Source organism: Ornithinibacillus californiensis, from assembly GCF_001038485.1.
Classification (GTDB): domain Bacteria; phylum Bacillota; class Bacilli; order Bacillales; family Amphibacillaceae; genus Ornithinibacillus; species Ornithinibacillus californiensis.
Genome location: NZ_LDUE01000012.1, coordinates 36042 through 53593 on the forward strand (window position 1 = coordinate 36042; position 17552 = coordinate 53593).

Sequence of the window (17552 nt, forward strand, 5' to 3'; positions counted from 1 at the left end):
GTTGACTACGTTAAATTATTTTTTCTCTTTAGGGCGTTTCGTACCGTATTTAGAGCGACCTTGCATACGACCGTCTACTCCAGCAGTATCAAGTGCACCACGAACGATGTGGTAACGTACCCCAGGTAAGTCTTTTACACGTCCACCACGGATTAAAACTACACTGTGCTCCTGTAGGTTGTGACCAATACCAGGAATGTATGCAGTTACCTCCATGTTGTTTGATAAACGAACACGCGCATATTTACGTAACGCTGAGTTCGGCTTCTTAGGAGTTAGTGTACCAACACGAGTACATACACCACGTTTTTGTGGAGAGTTTTCGTTAGTCAAAGACTTTTTGAAGCTGTTGTACCCTTTGTTAAGTGCTGGTGAGTCAGATTTCTTTGGCTTACTTTCGCGTCCTTTGCGGACAAGTTGGTTAATTGTAGGCATTTTGATGTCCTCCCTTCTGTTCCTTTATCACTAAGATTCTAGCTAGTTAACACCTATTTGTAAACCCACACATCCAGGCGGTTCATCTTTGGGCAAAAAACAAAGCTTTCGCAAAGTTCTCTTTGCAAAAACTATCTTTGCTTGATTGCAACAGTAGATGCGCCGACGTCTATTCCACATGCGGCTCCTAGCTTTTTCTTGGAGTCAACACGCTCGACTTCAATGTCTAGCGTTTTAGCTAATTCTTCTACTTTTTGTGTAAAGAACCGATCAGCATCTTCGGCTATATATACTTTACACACTTGGCCATTTTTCATAGCCTTGATTGTTTGCTTCACGCCAATTATCGTTTGTGATTTTACTTGGGTCACTTTTTCATAAGACATTTGATATCCTCCAAAGCTACAAGTATAAATCAGAAGCACCTTGAATATAGTATCATCCTAGAATTTTAATGTCAACTAGAAATGAAATATTTTTTTGGTGATTCCTTATATTTTTTTTAGATTTGATAGACTCCAAAAGATTCAACTTCTGGCCATGCCCGTGGCTAGAATACACTTCGCTTTCCGCGGGCGGCTGGTGAGCCAGGCTGCTACTTGAATTAACTTCTTTGCAGCCTTGCACCGAGGAAGCATACTGCGTAGCGATACTTGCAGACGCAGGTGCATTCTCGGGGTCTCACCCAGGCCTATCCTCCCGCAGGAGTCTCCGTGTATTCTAGCCACTCAGAGCAATGCCTATCAAATCAAATTAAATATCTTCTCTTTATAGTTAGAGAAACAGACAGAAACAATTTACTGAACTGGTTGTTCTACTTCTTCAACTACTTCTTCTTGTTCTGTTGCTGGTAGTTGTATTTTGCGGTAGCGTTGCATTCCTGTTCCTGCTGGTACTAGTTTACCGATTATTACGTTTTCTTTTAGGCCTAGTAGTTCGTCTCGTTTTCCTTTGATTGCTGCATCGGTAAGAACTCTTGTGGTTTCTTGGAATGATGCTGCTGATAGGAATGAGTCTGTTTCTAGGGAAGCTTTTGTAATACCTAAAAGTACTGGTCTACCTACTGCAGGTTGGTTGCCATCTGCAAGTACTTTTCGGTTAGCTTCTTTGAATTGGTGTAGTTCTAGTAATGATCCTGGTAATACTTCTGTATCACCTGCATCTAGTACGCGAACTTTACGTAGCATTTGGCGAACCATAACTTCTACGTGTTTGTCACCAATTTCTACCCCTTGCATACGGTAAACGCGTTGTACTTCACGTAACAAGTAATCTTGAACGCCAGCAACACCTTGAACACGGATTAGTTCCTTAGGATCCACAGAACCTTCTGTTAGTTCTTGACCAGCGATAACTGCGTCTCCAACGGAAACTTTCATTCGTGCATTGTATGGTACAGCATAAGAGCGTTGCTCCACATCACCTTGGATAACAATTTCTTGTTTATCCTTAACTTCGTGAATTTCAAGTACAGTACCGTGTATTTCACTGATGATGGCTTGACCTTTAGGGTTACGAGCCTCAAATAATTCTTGGATACGTGGTAAACCTTGCGTGATATCGTCTCCGGCTACCCCACCAGTGTGGAATGTACGCATCGTTAACTGTGTTCCTGGCTCACCGATAGATTGAGCAGCGATAATTCCTACCGCTTCCCCAACTTCAACTTCTGATCCAGTAGCTAAGTTGCGGCCGTAACATTTTTTACAAACACCATGCTTCGTATTACATGTAAATACGGTGCGAATGGTTACTGTCTCAATATTACCTTCCACAATTTGTTTCGCCTGATCTTCAGAGATTACCTCATCGAATCCAACAATCACGTCATTTGTTTCTGGGTGTACTACCTCTTCGAACGCCGTACGACCTACTAAGCGGTCAAATAACGGTTCAATTACTTCGTTACCATCTACTAATGCTGATATTGGTAATCCGCGGTCAGTTCCACAGTCTGTTTCGCGGACAATTACATCCTGGGCTACGTCAACAAGACGACGAGTTAAGTAACCTGAGTCAGCAGTTTTCAGTGCTGTATCCGCAAGACCTTTACGTGCACCGTGCGTAGAGATAAAGTACTCAAGTACGGTTAATCCTTCACGGAAACTTGATTTAATTGGTAACTCAATGATACGTCCAGCTGGGTTGGCCATTAGACCACGCATACCTGCTAACTGTGTGAAGTTAGATGCGTTACCACGGGCTCCAGAGTCACTCATCATAAAGATAGGGTTACGGTTATCAAGAGATTCCATTAGAAGGCTTTGGATATTATCCTTCGCAGCCGTCCAAATCGCAATGACACGGTCATAGCGTTCTTCTTCGGTAATTAAACCACGGCGGAATTGTTTTAATACATTATCTACTTTTTTCTGTGCTTCGATAAGTATTTCTTCTTTTTCTGGTAATACTACGATATCCGAGATACCTACAGTCATACCAGCAGTTGTTGACATCGTAAATCCAAGATCCTTCATACGGTCAAGCATTTTTGATGTTTCCGTAATCTTAAATCGTTTAAATACTTCTGCGATAATATCACCTAAGAAACCTTTTCTAAACGGCTTAACAAGATCACGTTTCTTGATTTCCTCTTTGATATTCGTTCCTTTTGGTACAAAGTACTCTTCTGGAGTACGTACCTCTAAATTCATCGTTGTCGGCTCGTTAATATATGGGAACGAATCCGGAAGAATTTCATTAAAGATCAATTTGCCTACAGTTGTAAGTAAAAGTTGGTTGTTTTGTTCTTCTGTGAATGTTTTATTGTTTAGGCTAGAAGCTTGAACTCCAACACGAGTATGCAAATGAACATAACCATTTTGATACGCGATTCTAGCTTCATCCACACCTGTAAATACAGTACCTTCTCCAATCGCACCTTCACGTTCTAATGTTAGATAGTAGTTACCTAATACCATATCCTGAGACGGCGTAACAACTGGTTTTCCATCCTTTGGATTTAGAATGTTTTGTGCAGCTAACATTAGAAGACGAGCTTCTGCTTGTGCTTCTGCTGAAAGTGGTACGTGAACAGCCATTTGGTCACCATCAAAGTCTGCGTTATAAGCAGTACATACTAATGGGTGCAGACGGATCGCACGACCTTCTACTAGTGTTGGTTCAAATGCTTGGATACCAAGTCTGTGAAGTGTAGGGGCACGGTTAAGTAATACCGGATGCTCCTTAATTACATCTTCTAGAACTCCCCAAACATCAGGGTGAACACGTTCGATTTTACGTTTTGCAGATTTAATATTATGAGCAATTCCTCGCTCAACAAGTTCTTTCATAATGAATGGCTTGAACAATTCTAAAGCCATTTCTTTCGGTAAACCACATTGGTACATTTTCAAGTTAGGTCCTACGACAATAACCGAACGTCCAGAGTAGTCTACACGCTTACCTAGTAAGTTCTGACGGAAACGACCTTGCTTCCCTTTCAACATATGAGAAAGAGATTTTAATGGACGGTTCCCTGGCCCAGTAACTGGACGGCCACGACGACCATTATCGATTAGAGCATCTACAGCTTCTTGTAGCATACGTTTTTCGTTTTGCACAATAATGCTAGGTGCGCCTAAATCTAATAATCTTTTCAGACGGTTGTTACGGTTAATAACACGGCGATACAAATCGTTTAAGTCAGAAGTAGCAAAACGTCCACCGTCTAACTGAACCATTGGTCTGATTTCAGGTGGGATAACTGGTAGAACATCTAAGATCATCCAAGACGTTTCATTACCGGAGTTACGGAATGCTTCTAGTACTTCTAAACGCTTAATCGCTCTTGTTCTACGTTGACCTTGAGCTGTTTTTAACTCTTCTTTTAACGCATCTACTTCTTTATCTAAATCAATATCCTGAAGAAGTTTGCGAATAGCTTCAGCACCCATTTGCGCTTTAAACGTATTACCGTATTTCTCGTAATAGGCACGGAATTCTTTTTCAGAAAGTAATTGCTTCTTCTCTAAAGGGGTATTTCCTGGTTCTGTTACGATATAAGCAGCGAAATAAATAACTTCCTCTAAAGCTCGTGGAGACATATCTAACACTAATCCCATACGGCTTGGAATTCCTTTGAAATACCAGATGTGTGAAACTGGTGCAGCCAATTCAATATGGCCCATACGTTCACGACGCACTTTAGATTTTGTTACCTCAACGCCACAACGGTCACATACAACACCTTTGTAACGTACTCGCTTATATTTTCCACAATGACATTCCCAGTCTTTTTGTGGTCCAAAAATACGCTCACAGAATAAACCATCTTTTTCAGGCTTAAGTGTACGATAATTGATCGTTTCTGGTTTTTTAACCTCGCCATATGACCATGAACGAATTTTTTCAGGTGAAGCTAAACCAATCTTCATAAATTCAAAATTGTTTACATCTAACAAGGGTATACCTCCCTTTTTAATGTCCGATTTCCATTGGATTTCTTACGAATAGTTATGGGGGAACGACAAATAGTCAATTCCCCACCAACATTAATTTTCTTCTACCTCTAAATTAAGCTTACTCGCTGCTTGCGTTTCTTCTTCTTCTAAGTCACGCATTTCTATTTCTGATTCATCGCCAGCTAAAATTTTCACATCTAAGCCAAGACTTTGTAATTCTTTGATAAGAACTTTAAATGATTCAGGCACGCCAGGCTCTGGAACATTGTCACCTTTAACGATTGCCTCATACGTCTTCACACGTCCTACAACATCATCCGACTTAACAGTTAGAATCTCTTGTAGCGTATAAGCCGCACCATATGCTTCAAGTGCCCAAACTTCCATCTCACCGAAACGCTGTCCACCAAACTGAGCTTTACCACCCAGTGGTTGCTGTGTAACTAGTGAGTAAGGACCAGTTGAACGAGCATGTAATTTATCATCAACCATGTGTGCAAGTTTAATCATATACATGACACCTACAGATACACGGTTATCAAATGGTGTTCCTGTTCTTCCGTCGTAAAGGATAGTTTTCGCATCACGCGGCATACCAGCTTCTTCTAATGTATCCCAAACGTCTTGTTCTGTCGCTCCGTCAAATACAGGAGAAGCAACATGGATACCTAGCTGTCTAGCGGCCATACCTAGGTGCAATTCAAACACCTGTCCGATGTTCATACGTGATGGTACCCCTAATGGGTTAAGCATGATATCAACTGGTGTTCCATCCGGTAAGTAAGGCATATCCTCTTCCGGTAATATACGGGAGATAACCCCTTTGTTACCATGACGACCAGCCATCTTATCTCCTTCATGAATTTTACGCTTTTGTACGATGTACACACGTACTAATTCATTAACACCAGGAGGTAATTCATCACCATCTTCACGATTAAAGACTTTTACATCTAATACAATACCGCCGGCACCATGTGGTACACGTAGTGATGTATCACGAACTTCACGAGCTTTTTCACCGAAGATTGCATGTAATAGACGCTCTTCCGCAGATAGTTCAGTAACCCCTTTTGGTGTCACTTTACCTACTAGAATATCGCCATCAGTTACTTCCGCACCGATGCGAATGATTCCTTGTTCGTTAAGGTTTTTCAGTGCTTCTTCACCTACGTTAGGAATATCTCTTGTGATTTCCTCTGGTCCTAGCTTCGTATCACGCGCTTCTGATTCATACTCTTCAATATGAATAGAAGTGTAAACATCATCTTTGACCAGACGCTCACTCATGATGATTGCATCCTCGTAGTTGTAACCTTCCCATGTCATGAATGCTACTAAAACGTTCTGTCCTAGAGCAAGTTCACCTAACTCCATGGAAGGACCATCTGCAAGTACTTCTCCTTTGACCACGCGGTCTCCTTCGCTCACAATTGGGCGTTGGTTAATACAAGTACCTTGGTTAGAACGAATAAACTTCTGAACCTTGTAGCGATCAAGGTCGCCTTTTACTTCTTTACCATCAACCTCAGAAACTCTGCGAACTAATACTTCTTTAGCTTCAACTCGCTCTACGATTCCATCATGTCTACAGATTACCGCAGCACCAGAGTCTTTACCTGATACATATTCCATTCCAGTACCAACAAGTGGTGCTTGAGGTTTTAATAACGGAACTGCTTGACGTTGCATGTTCGCTCCCATTAGTGCACGGTTGGAGTCATCGTTTTCTAAGAAAGGAATACACGCCGTCGCAGCAGATACAACCTGCTTAGGTGAAACGTCCATGTAGTCAATTTTCTCACGAGGAACAACGGTGTTTTCACCGCGGAAACGGGCAACAACTTCGTCTTCAGCAAATGTCATGTCATCATTCAATCTAGAGTTCGCCTGTGCAGTTACATAATTATCCTCTTCATCAGCAGTTAAGTAGTCAATCTGTTGGGTTACCTTACCAGTATCTGGGTCGACACGACGATACGGTGTTTCAATAAACCCAAACTTATTAACTTTAGCATAAGATGATAGGGAGTTGATTAATCCAATATTCGGTCCCTCAGGTGTCTCGATCGGACACATACGACCATAGTGTGAATAGTGAACGTCACGCACTTCGAAACCAGCACGTTCACGAGTTAATCCACCAGGTCCTAAAGCTGATAGACGACGCTTGTGTGTCAATTCAGCTAACGGGTTGGTCTGATCCATAAACTGAGATAATTGAGAACTACCAAAGAATTCTTTGATAGATGCAATTACAGGACGAATATTAATTAGTTGTTGTGGCGTAACGCTAGATGTATCTTGAATAGACATACGCTCACGTACAACACGCTCCATACGGGATAAACCAATTCGGAATTGGTTTTGTAATAATTCACCAACAGAACGCAATCTACGATTACCTAAGTGGTCGATATCATCTGTATCGCCTACTCGGTGAAGTAGATTAAAGAAGTAACTAATAGATGCTAGAATATCTGCAGGTGTAATATGTTTTACACTCGTCTCGATATTGGCATTACCAATTACATTTAAGACTCTTTCTCCACTTGGATCAGTTGGGTCTACAATCTTAATCGACTGTATACGAATCGGATCCTCTAAAACACCATCATGAGGCTCAAGGATTTTCTCACCAAGTACTGCCTCACTTTCTTCTATATAAGGAATAATCTTATCTAGTAATCGACGTTCTACCTTATCGCCCGCCTCTGCTAGAACCTCACCTGTATTCATATCAACAATCGGTTCAGCCAACACTTGGTTGAATAAACGATTTTTCAAATGAAGTTTCTTGTTAATCTTATAGCGACCAACATGAGCAAGATCATAGCGTTTCGGATCGAAGAAACGTGAGATTAATAAACTCTTCGCATTATCTACAGTAGGTGGTTCACCTGGACGCAAACGTTCATAGATCTCTAGTAACGCTTTTTCAGTCGATTCGGTATTGTCTTTTTCTAACGTATTTATGAGATATTCATTTTCTCCAATTAAATCAATAATTTCTTGATCAGTACCAAATCCAAGTGCACGTAATAGCACGGTGATTGGCAATTTACGCGTACGATCAATACGGACATAAGCTACATCTTTCGCATCTGTTTCAAATTCCAACCAAGCCCCTCGGTTTGGAATTACAGTTGCTGCAACGCCTCTTTTTCCGTTTTTATCAATTTTTTCATTAAAATAGACACTTGGTGAACGAACAAGCTGAGAAACGATAACACGTTCAGCCCCATTAATAATAAACGTACCAGTATCTGTCATGAGAGGGAAGTCTCCCATAAAGACTTCTTGTTCTTTTACTTCGCCGGTTTCATTGTTAATTAAACGAACCTTCACGCGAAGTGGAGCATTGTAAGTAACGTCTCTTTCTTTTGATTCATCTACAGGATACTTCGGCTCACCTAAGCTATAATCCACAAACTCAAGTGATAGATTACCTGTAAAATCCTCGATCGGAGAAATGTCTCTGAACATTTCTCGCAAACCTTCTTCCATAAACCATTGATATGAAGCGGTTTGGATTTCGATTAGATTCGGCAATTCTAATACTTCGCTGATGCGCGCATAACTTCTACGTTGGCGGTGCCGTCCATACTGAACTAGTTGACCTGTCAACTGCTTCACCTCTCAAATCATGCATATTTTATTTGCGAGCAGGGCTCACATGAAATAACTAATATATTGTTAGAAAACAATATAATATTGTTTTCGAACGGATAACTATAGGCTTTATGTACAAGTAATAACACCATGCGAATAAACTAATTACTTTAAACTAGTCTTACTGGTAAAACAATTACTTGCCAACCCTAAAAATATGGGGTATGATTTTAAAAAAGAAAAGTAATAATAACCCATCCAATAGCTGATATCAATCGTTTTGATACACCCTCGTAAACTGAAAAAATAGATAGAACGCCCATAATCTCGATTCTATCATTGTTTCCTTAACTTGATGAATTATACACTTTTCTTCATTTCATAAAAATTCCTCTTGACAAAATAATCCCATATTAGCATTTTATTATATTATCATACTCCGACTAAGGAAGTCAATCATTTATTGAACGCAATATATAATATCCCTTACTGCGTGTTACCGTTTCACAATTACCAAATAAAGATTCTAATCTTTGGATTGCTGAAGGCGCACCTTGTTTTTTCTGAATAACAACCCAAATCTCTCCACCTTTATGCAAAGCGGCTTTACTTCCTTCGAGCATTCCGTGTACAACCTTTTTCCCAGCTCTAATAGGGGGATTGGTTAGTATCGATGCAAACTTATGGTTTTGCAAATTCGAATATTGGTCACTTTGAACAAACTGTACATTCGATATACTATTTTGTTTGGCATTAACCTCTGCTAGTTCTAAAGCTCGCTCGTTCACATCAGCCATCACAATTGTTCGATCCTCTAAAAAGTCTGCGATGGATATCCCAATCGGACCGTACCCACATCCCAAGTCTAGTACTTCTCCAGGTATTTCAGGTTGGCTAAACGTTTCAATTAACAGCTTCGAACCAAAATCCACTTCGTTTTTCGAAAACACACCAACATCACTAGTAAATATATAGTTTTTTCCTCTTAGTCTGTAATTCCATTGTTTGGGTGAACTTTTTGATTGGGGTTTTTGTGAAAAGTAATGCTCAGTCATTTGGGCACCTACTTTAACTATTATGTATTTCAGAAGATACTTTAGTGTAAATGTAGAGCCCGTCGAAAAATTACGACGAGCTCTTGATTATTGAAATGATAATTATTTAACTTCTACAGAAGCGCCTGCTTCTTCAAGCTTAGCTTTAACTTCTTCAGCTTCATCTTTAGAAACGCCTTCTTTTACAGCTTTAGGAGCGTTATCTACTACGTCTTTAGCGTCTTTAAGACCTAGACCAGTGATTTCACGAACTGCTTTTACAACTTTAATTTTAGAAGCACCAGCGCTAGTTAGTACAACATCAAATTCAGTTTGTTCTTCAGCAGCACCGCCAGCAGCAGCTCCACCAGCTACAGCAACAGGTGCAGCAGCAGTTACTCCAAATTCTTCTTCAATAGCTTTAACAAGATCGTTAAGATCTAGTACTGACATTTCTTTAATAGCGTCGATAATTTGCTCTTTAGTCATTATAATTTCCTCCTAATTTTTGTTTTGTTTTATACTAAGACTATTTGTTGATTGAATATCAACTTACGCGCCTTGTTCTTCTTTTTGTTCTGCAACAGCTTTTGTAACGTAAGCAAAGTTGCGCATTGGTGCTTGTAGTACGCTGAGTAGCATAGAAAGCATACCTTCGTAGTTTGGTAGATCTGCAAGTTCCTTGATTTGATCAAGAGTTACCATCTTGCCTTCTAGAACACCTGCTTTAATTTCTAAAGCGTCATGATCTTTAGCGAAGTTGCTAAGAATTTTAGCTGGTGCGATTACATCATCTTTACTGAATGCAATTGCAGTTGGTCCAACTAGAGACTCGTTTAACTCAGAAAGATTAGCATCATCAGCAGCACGACGAGACATTGTGTTTTTGTAAACTTTAAACTCAACACCCGCTTCACGTAATTGCTTACGTAGTTCAGTTACTTCAGCAACATCAAGTCCACGATAGTCAACTAAAACCGTTGCTTGGCTTTCACGGAATTTATCTGCGATTTCTTGTACGATTTGTTGTTTCTTTTCCATTACTTTTGACATTGTTCCACCTCCCGTTAGTTTCGTCCATTATACCGTTCGGGTCTGTATCAAAAGAGCCCCCATATAGACATGGAGGCTCGAATAAACAAAGTTAATTTGTTTCGGGACACCTCGGCAGGATATTAAGCGATCACTCGCACCTACTGTCTACGGTACAACGTATTCAGTTAATCACGAATTTTAGTATACCGAATCGAGTTAGAAAAGTCAATTACCAATTAACGGTAGTTTGAAACGTCTACTCTAATTCCAGGTCCCATTGTTGAAGTGATTGCTACATTCTTCATGTAAACACCTTTAGAAGCTTGTGGCTTAACTTTAACAATTGTTTCAACTAGTGCAGCGAAGTTTTCTTCAAGCTTTTGGTTGTCAAATGAAATTTTTCCAATTGGAACGTGGATGTTAGATTGCTTATCAACACGATATTCAACCTTACCAGCTTTAATTTCTTTAACAGCTTTTTCTACTTCGAAAGTAACTGTACCAGTTTTAGGGTTTGGCATTAGACCTTTAGGTCCAAGTACTCTACCTAGTTTACCAACTTCAGCCATCATGTCTGGAGTTGCAACGATAACATCAAATTCGAACCAACCTTGGTTGATTTTATTGATTAAGTCTTGATCTCCAACATAATCTGCTCCAGCAGCTTCTGCTTCTTTCAGTTTATCACCTTTAGCGAATACTAGTACACGTTGTGTTTTACCAGTACCGTGTGGTAATACGAAAGCACCACGGATTTGTTGGTCTGCTTTCTTAGGGTCAACCCCTAGACGGAAAGCAACTTCTACAGTTTCATCAAATTTAGCTTTTGCTGTTTCTTTTAGTAAAGCAACAGCTTCAGTTATTTCATAAGATTTAGAACGATCAATAAGCTTTACAGCTTCTTGATATCTTTTACCTCTTTTAGCCATTATAAATTTCCTCCTCTAATGTGGTAATAACGGTAGTACCTCCCACTTATAGAAGCTTACTTGCTTCTATAAAGCTTGCGATTCAATCTACTAAATAAATAGATTGAATTCATGAAAAAGGTTGCGCGAAACAGAAGTTATTCACCGCAACCCAAAGTTAGTAAAACACAAGTATTAGTCTTCGATAACAATACCCATGCTACGAGCAGTTCCTTCAACCATACGCATTGCAGATTCAACATCAGCAGCGTTTAAATCAGGCATTTTAGTTTCTGCAATTTCTCTTACTTTATCACGTTTCAAAGTAGCGACCTTATTTTTATTAGGCTCTCCAGAACCTGATTCTAAGCCAGCTGCTTTTTTAAGCAACACTGCTGCAGGTGGAGTTTTCGTAATAAATGTAAATGAACGATCTTCAAATACAGTGATTTCAACCGGGATAATTAATCCTGCTTGATCTTGCGTACGAGCGTTGAATTCCTTACAGAATCCCATGATATTAACACCTGCTTGACCTAGTGCAGGTCCCACCGGTGGAGCTGGATTCGCTTTACCAGCTGGAATTTGCAATTTAACTAATTTGATTACTTTTTTAGCCACGAGACACACCTCCTTAAAGTCCGTGATGTGGTAATTGGGGATTTTCCCCTCCCACTCAGTTTTCATTGCCTCTGTGAGGGCATGAATAACAAAAGAAGTTTAGCATGAATCAGAATAAAATGCAAGTGCTTGAGAATTTTTTTAGCAATTCCACGCCATGCCCGTGGCCCGAATACACTCCGCTTTCCACGGGGTGAACGGTGAGCCTCCTCGGACTCCGTCCTGTGGGGTCTCACCCTGTCCACTTCTCCCGTAGGAGTCTCCGTGTATTCGGGCCACTCAGTGCATTATTAATTACTTTTTCCTCATGCTCAGTTATTCAAACACTATTATAGAAAAACCTATATCTTCTCTATTTGTGAGAAGTCTAGTTCTACTGGGGTTTCTCTTCCGAACATGTTGACGTGGACTTTTAGTTTTTGTTTGTCGATGTCGATGTGTTCGATGGTGCCTGTGAAGTTGGAGAATGGTCCGTCTGTTACGCGGACGTTTTCTTTTAGTTCAAAGTCAACTTGGATTATAGGTTCGGCCATTCCCATTCGTTTAAGGATTGCTTCTGCTTCTCCTGGCATTAGTGGGGTTGGTTTTGTTCCTCCACCACTTGATCCAATAAAGCCGGTTACTCCAGGTGTGTTTCTTACGACATACCAAGAGTCGTCTGTCATAATCATTTCAGCTAATACATAGCCAGGGAAAACTTTCTTTTTTAAGACTTTCTTTTTCCCATTTTTAATTTCTGTTTCTTCTTCTTCAGGAACAATTACTCGGAAGATTTTATCTTCCATTCCCATTGTTTCAACACGCTTTTCTAAGTTTGTTTTTACTTTATTTTCATATCCTGAATACGTATGAATAACATACCAATTTTTCTCCATTTAACTAGGACAATTACGTTGCCCTTCCCTCCCTTTATTAGGTGAATTTAAACCGTAAACGAGCAAAAAAACAATATTAAAAAAACCCGTATTACGCGGGTTTTTCAAAAAAATTGCATATCCATTTTTCATTATAGCATATTTATAGGAAAATTATTCAAAAAATAAGTTCAATACTTGTGATATACCTAAATCAATTACACCAAAGAAAATAGCCATGAATATTACGGTAGAAATTACAACCACTGTATAGCTTGTTAATTCCTTACCTTTTGGCCAGCTGACCTTCTTCATCTCTCTAGATACATTCTTCAAAAACTTAAACATTCTAGTACCCTCCCCAAACTCAGGTCTTAGCGAATAGGATTTCATTTCATTTATTTCGTTTCGCGATGCAATGTATGCTGACCACATGTTTTACAAAACTTGCGCACTTCTAATCGCGTATCTTTTGTAGCTACATTTTTACTAGTAGAATAATTTCTGCTAGAACAAATTGCACACGATAAAATAACTTTTTTCGTCATAGTTTCACCCTTACTTACGGGTTATTTCCTCATTTTAATGTAGCATGGTTGTCCTCATGTGTCAACGCCATCTATAGACTGACCTCATTCGTTTCCATTATCTGCTCTAATTTACGCTTAACACGTTGCAGCGCGTTATCGATTGATTTTACATGTCTATTTAATTCTGCCGAAATCTCTTGGTATGTCCTGCCTTCCAAGTACAACTGTAGGACCCCTCTTTCAAACTCACTTAAAAGTTCGGACAGCTTTACTTCCATATCTCCAAATTTCTCCTGATTTACCAGTAACTCTTGTGGATCAATTTCTGTTGAACCTGCAATAACATCCAGTAATGTTCGGTCTGATTCTTCATCATAGATAGGCTTGTCCAATGAGACATACGAATTTAATGGGATATGCTTTTGCCTTGTTGCGGTCTTTATCGCTGTGATGATTTGTCTCGTTATACAAAGCTCCGCAAACGCCTTAAAGGATGTTAGCTTGTCCTCATTATAATCGCGAATAGCTTTATAAAGACCGATCATCCCTTCTTGGATAATGTCTTCCTTATCCGCTCCGATTAAAAAATAAGTTCTTGCTTTCGCCCGGACAAAGTTTTTATACTTATGTATTAAATAGTCTAGAGCCTGATTATCTCCTTGATGGATTAATTCTAATATCGCATCATCATCAAGCGTCAGCAACTTGTCATTATCTTGGATTAATTGCTTGATGTTCATCCGGAAAGCCTCCTTGACATATAGTCAATTTTAAAAACATTATACAGTAAGCGCTTCGATAACTCAATAGCTTTAATTTTCTAACGTTTCACAAAAGTCATGTGTGTCTTGTGCCGAATCCGCGGTCCGAATACACTCCGCTTTCCGTGGGCGGCTGTTGAGCCTCCTCAGAGCTAAAGCTCTTGCGGGGTCTCACCGAAGCCTATCCTCCCACTGGAGTCTCCGTGTATTCGGACCGCTCAGTGCACTCATTAGACTCATTTCCAAAACTGATTATCTGTTAGACCATAGCGAAAAGAGAAGTGGGTATCTGTATTTCTACAAATCCCCTCTTCTCCATTTTTCAAACTTCTCGAGTATATCGTCTGGTAAAGGTATTTTGGATTGGGGCTTTGATTTTTGGTGTTGAGATACATTATGGGAAATTTCTCGTTCTAGATTGTTAAACTCAATTGCTAGTTCTCTAGCTGATTTCCGTAGTGCTCCTTGTCCAAATGTAACCCGTTGCTCTGTATAATCTGAGGTTGCGACATACACTTGTGTCTTTACATTTTTTAGCTTTTTTACTAGCCTTTCAATGCATTCGTCTGCCGTTTCCTTTTCCTTCGTATAGATAATCTCAACTTTGTATTGTTTTAACTTATTCTCTATACCCTTAACATAATAGGCATCAAACACGATGATTACACGAGCACCCGAGTAAGCTTGATACTCCGCCATCCGTTCAATTAGGCGATCTCGTGCCTGACTTAAGTCTTTCTTCTTTAATTGTTTGAGTTCATCCCAATCACCTATGATATTGTAGCCATCAACGATCAGTACAACCATCATTACTCACCAATCGGATACCTTTTTCGAAAGACCTCATATAACAACAAACTACATGCTACTGAGGCATTCAGAGAAGAAACCTTTCCTTTCATAGGTAAGCTTACAGTCCAATCACACTTTTCACGGACAAGTCTACTCATACCTTTTCCTTCATTACCAATCACTAAAGCTATTGGGATTTTTCCATCTAGTTTGCGATAATCTTCTGTTGCTTCCGCTTCTGTCCCAACAACCCAAACATTTCGCTCCTTTAATTCCTCAATGGTATTGGCAATGTTTGTTACTCGTACTACCGGAATATGTTCTAGAGCACCGGCCGCAGTCTTCGCTACAGTAGCAGTTAATCCAACAGAACGCCTCTTCGGAATGATAACTCCGTGTGCTCCCGTAGCATCCGCGGTACGTAAAATGGAACCTAAGTTATGCGGGTCTTCTAATTCATCTAAAATAATAAAGAACGGGTCTTCATTTCGTTCGGTTGCTCGCGCAAATAAATCCTCTAAATCTGCATATTGATACGAAGCTACATAGGCAATTACACCTTGATGAATTCCATCTGACAACGAATCTAGTCTACTTTTAGGTACCTTTTGAACAATGGTCCCCGCTTGCTTGCCTAGTTGTATAATTTTCCCTTGAACATTGGCATTTAATTGATCCGAAACCATTACTTTATTAACCGATCTTCCGGATCTCAACGCCTCCATTACAGGATTCTTCCCAATTATCATTTCTTGGTCCATTTACTGATTCCTCCTTTCTAAGCTTTCGATGGCTAGCTTGATTAATTCTTCTAGTCTTGAATTGTTCTTTGATAAGTAATGAAACCCGATTAATGCCTCAAATGCTGTAGAATAACGATAAGTTGTAACACTTGTATTTCTAGGCACGGAACGAGACTTAGCATTTCTACCCCGAGCAACAACCGCTACCTCTTCTTCCGATAGTATCCCTTGTTCCAGCCATTCTCTCAGAACATGGTTTTGAGCTGTAGCAGCGACATAGGTAATTGCTGCCTTATGGAGCTGATTCGGTTTCACCGTTCCTTTTTCTAGTAAGTGTTCACGAACGTATACTTCATAAATTGCATCGCCCATATAGGCGAGGGCTAAGCTCTTCATTTGTTTGATATCCGTTTCCATTTCTTAGCCCCTCTTCCAACGAACTCCTTGTGGTGTATCCTCTAAGATAATATTTTGTTCCTTCAACAAATCACGAATCTCATCCGCTCGAGCAAAATTACGCATCTTTCTTGCTTCATTTCTTTCCTCGATTAATGCTTCAATCTCATCATCTAACAAGGAATTCTCAGTAGATATAGTAACCCCAAGAACATCTAAAAATGCTAGCATCATTTGTTGAAAATGATTGATTACTTGTTCGGAAGTATGATCTTGATTTAAATACACATTTGCCTCTTTTGTAAGATCAAACAATACAGAAACCGCATTGGCTGTATTAAAATCATCGTCCATTTCCGCTTCAAAGCGTTCTTTAAAATCATCCACCTTTGCCAACCATTCTTGTTCATTACGATCAAGATTCGTACTGGATGATTTACGGTGTTCTAGATTCTGATAGGCAGTTAATACTCGTTCCAAACTATTTTTAGCTGATTCCAATAATTCCTCCGAGAAATTAATCGGATTACGATAATGAACACTTAACATGAAGAAGCGAATAACATTTGGGTCATGCTTCGCCAGTAAATCCCTTGTTAATACAAAGTTTCCTAGTGATTTAGACATTTTTTCATTATCAATGTTAATATACCCATTATGCATCCAATAGTTAGCAAAAGTTTTTCCGTTATTTGCTTCTGACTGAGCAATTTCATTTTCATGATGTGGGAATGTTAGGTCCTGTCCCCCAGCATGGATATCGATCGTCTCGCCTAAGTATTTTTTAGCCATAGCCGAGCACTCAATATGCCAACCTGGACGTCCTTTACCCCATGGAGAATCCCAAGAAACTTCCCCTTCTTTCGCTGCCTTCCACAATGCAAAATCAAGTGGATCATCTTTTTTCTCTCCAATTTGAATTCTAGCTCCAGATCTAAGTTCATCAATCGATTGATGGGAAAGCTTACCATATCCTTCAAAAGCTCTTGGCTTAAAGTAAACATCACCTTCTGCTTCATAGGCATAGCCTTTATCTACCAAGCTCTTAATAAATGCAATAATATCTTGCATCGTATCCGTAACCCTCGGATTATAGGTTGCTTTTTTCACACCTAATTTATTAACGTCTTCTAAATAAGCATCAATAAACTTATTCGATACAGCAAAAACATCTTCCCCTAATTCATTCGCCTTCTTAATGATCTTATCATCGACGTCTGTAAAGTTTAGCACGTAGTCCACATGATAGCCTTTATACTCTAAATATCTTCTAACCGTATCAAAAACAATGGCTGGACGTGCATTACCGATATGAATATAGTTATATACGGTAGGACCGCAGACATACATACGAACTTTACCATCCTCTATTGGCTTAAACGCTTGCTTTTCTCTTGTTATCGTATTGTAAATTGAAATCGACATAGA

At 39.6% G+C, this 17552-nt stretch carries 17 protein-coding genes and 1 other annotated feature; all 17 genes read right to left on the minus strand.

The annotated features are described in order from the left end of the window. Positions 1-15: 15 nt before the first annotated feature. The 17 genes from rpsL to cysS all read right to left on the minus strand — a co-directional run bounded on the left by rpsL (position 16) and on the right by cysS (position 17549). Positions 16-435, minus strand: coding sequence for a 30S ribosomal protein S12 (rpsL, locus tag TE34_RS02695; protein WP_047983292.1), 420 nt, complete (start codon positions 433-435; stop codon positions 16-18). A gap of 131 nt (positions 436-566) precedes the next feature. Continuing rightward, positions 567-821: a ribosomal L7Ae/L30e/S12e/Gadd45 family protein gene (locus TE34_RS02700; protein WP_047983293.1), complete on the minus strand. Its 255-nt coding sequence runs from the start codon at positions 819-821 to the stop codon at positions 567-569. Between the two features lie 411 nt (positions 822-1232). Further along, the gene (gene rpoC / locus TE34_RS02705; protein ID WP_047983294.1) at positions 1233-4838 is read right to left on the minus strand and encodes a DNA-directed RNA polymerase subunit beta'; all 3606 of its coding nucleotides are present in this window, start codon (positions 4836-4838) and stop codon (positions 1233-1235) included. A 90-nt stretch (positions 4839-4928) separates the two neighbouring features. Beyond that, positions 4929-8465, minus strand: coding sequence for a DNA-directed RNA polymerase subunit beta (gene rpoB, locus TE34_RS02710; protein WP_047983295.1), 3537 nt, complete (start codon positions 8463-8465; stop codon positions 4929-4931). A 437-nt stretch (positions 8466-8902) separates the two neighbouring features. Continuing rightward, the gene (locus tag TE34_RS02715) at positions 8903-9505 is read right to left on the minus strand and encodes a class I SAM-dependent methyltransferase (protein WP_047983296.1); all 603 of its coding nucleotides are present in this window, start codon (positions 9503-9505) and stop codon (positions 8903-8905) included. A 102-nt stretch (positions 9506-9607) separates the two neighbouring features. Then, on the minus strand, positions 9608-9973 hold the full coding sequence (gene rplL, locus TE34_RS02720; protein ID WP_047983297.1) for a 50S ribosomal protein L7/L12: 366 nt from the start codon (positions 9971-9973) through the stop codon (positions 9608-9610). Positions 9974-10036: 63 nt separating this feature from the next. Next, positions 10037-10537 (minus strand): 50S ribosomal protein L10, encoded by a 501-nt coding sequence (rplJ, locus tag TE34_RS02725; protein ID WP_047983298.1) that lies wholly within the window; start codon positions 10535-10537, stop codon positions 10037-10039. A 40-nt stretch (positions 10538-10577) separates the two neighbouring features. Further along, positions 10578-10708: a sequence feature (ribosomal protein L10 leader region), on the minus strand. Positions 10709-10755: 47 nt separating this feature from the next. Beyond that, entirely contained in the window at positions 10756-11448 is a 693-nt protein-coding gene (rplA, locus tag TE34_RS02730) for a 50S ribosomal protein L1 (protein ID WP_047983299.1), read from the minus strand. A 174-nt stretch (positions 11449-11622) separates the two neighbouring features. Next, positions 11623-12048, minus strand: coding sequence for a 50S ribosomal protein L11 (rplK, locus tag TE34_RS02735; protein WP_047983300.1), 426 nt, complete (start codon positions 12046-12048; stop codon positions 11623-11625). A 341-nt stretch (positions 12049-12389) separates the two neighbouring features. Then, positions 12390-12923: a transcription termination/antitermination protein NusG gene (gene nusG, locus TE34_RS02740; protein ID WP_047983301.1), complete on the minus strand. Its 534-nt coding sequence runs from the start codon at positions 12921-12923 to the stop codon at positions 12390-12392. A 153-nt stretch (positions 12924-13076) separates the two neighbouring features. Beyond that, positions 13077-13250 (minus strand): preprotein translocase subunit SecE, encoded by a 174-nt coding sequence (secE, locus tag TE34_RS02745; protein WP_047983302.1) that lies wholly within the window; start codon positions 13248-13250, stop codon positions 13077-13079. A gap of 50 nt (positions 13251-13300) precedes the next feature. Beyond that, positions 13301-13450, minus strand: coding sequence for a 50S ribosomal protein L33 (gene rpmG / locus TE34_RS20535; protein WP_084710600.1), 150 nt, complete (start codon positions 13448-13450; stop codon positions 13301-13303). A 71-nt stretch (positions 13451-13521) separates the two neighbouring features. Beyond that, positions 13522-14172 carry an RNA polymerase sporulation sigma factor SigH gene (gene sigH, locus TE34_RS02750; protein ID WP_047983303.1) on the minus strand — a complete coding sequence of 217 codons (651 nt, stop codon included), beginning with the start codon at positions 14170-14172 and terminating at the stop codon, positions 13522-13524. Between the two features lie 318 nt (positions 14173-14490). Continuing rightward, positions 14491-15000: an NYN domain-containing protein gene (locus TE34_RS02755; RefSeq protein ID WP_084710601.1), complete on the minus strand. Its 510-nt coding sequence runs from the start codon at positions 14998-15000 to the stop codon at positions 14491-14493. Positions 15001-15002: 2 nt separating this feature from the next. Next, positions 15003-15746, minus strand: a complete 744-nt coding sequence (gene rlmB, locus TE34_RS02760) for a 23S rRNA (guanosine(2251)-2'-O)-methyltransferase RlmB (protein WP_047983305.1) — start codon at positions 15744-15746, stop codon at positions 15003-15005. Then, a complete protein-coding gene (locus TE34_RS02765; RefSeq protein WP_047983306.1) occupies positions 15747-16145 on the minus strand; it encodes a Mini-ribonuclease 3 in 399 nt (132 codons plus the stop codon). It abuts the gene before it with no gap. 3 nt (positions 16146-16148) lie between these two features. Further along, positions 16149-17549 (minus strand): cysteine--tRNA ligase, encoded by a 1401-nt coding sequence (gene cysS, locus TE34_RS02770; protein WP_047983307.1) that lies wholly within the window; start codon positions 17547-17549, stop codon positions 16149-16151. Positions 17550-17552: the final 3 nt, after the last annotated feature.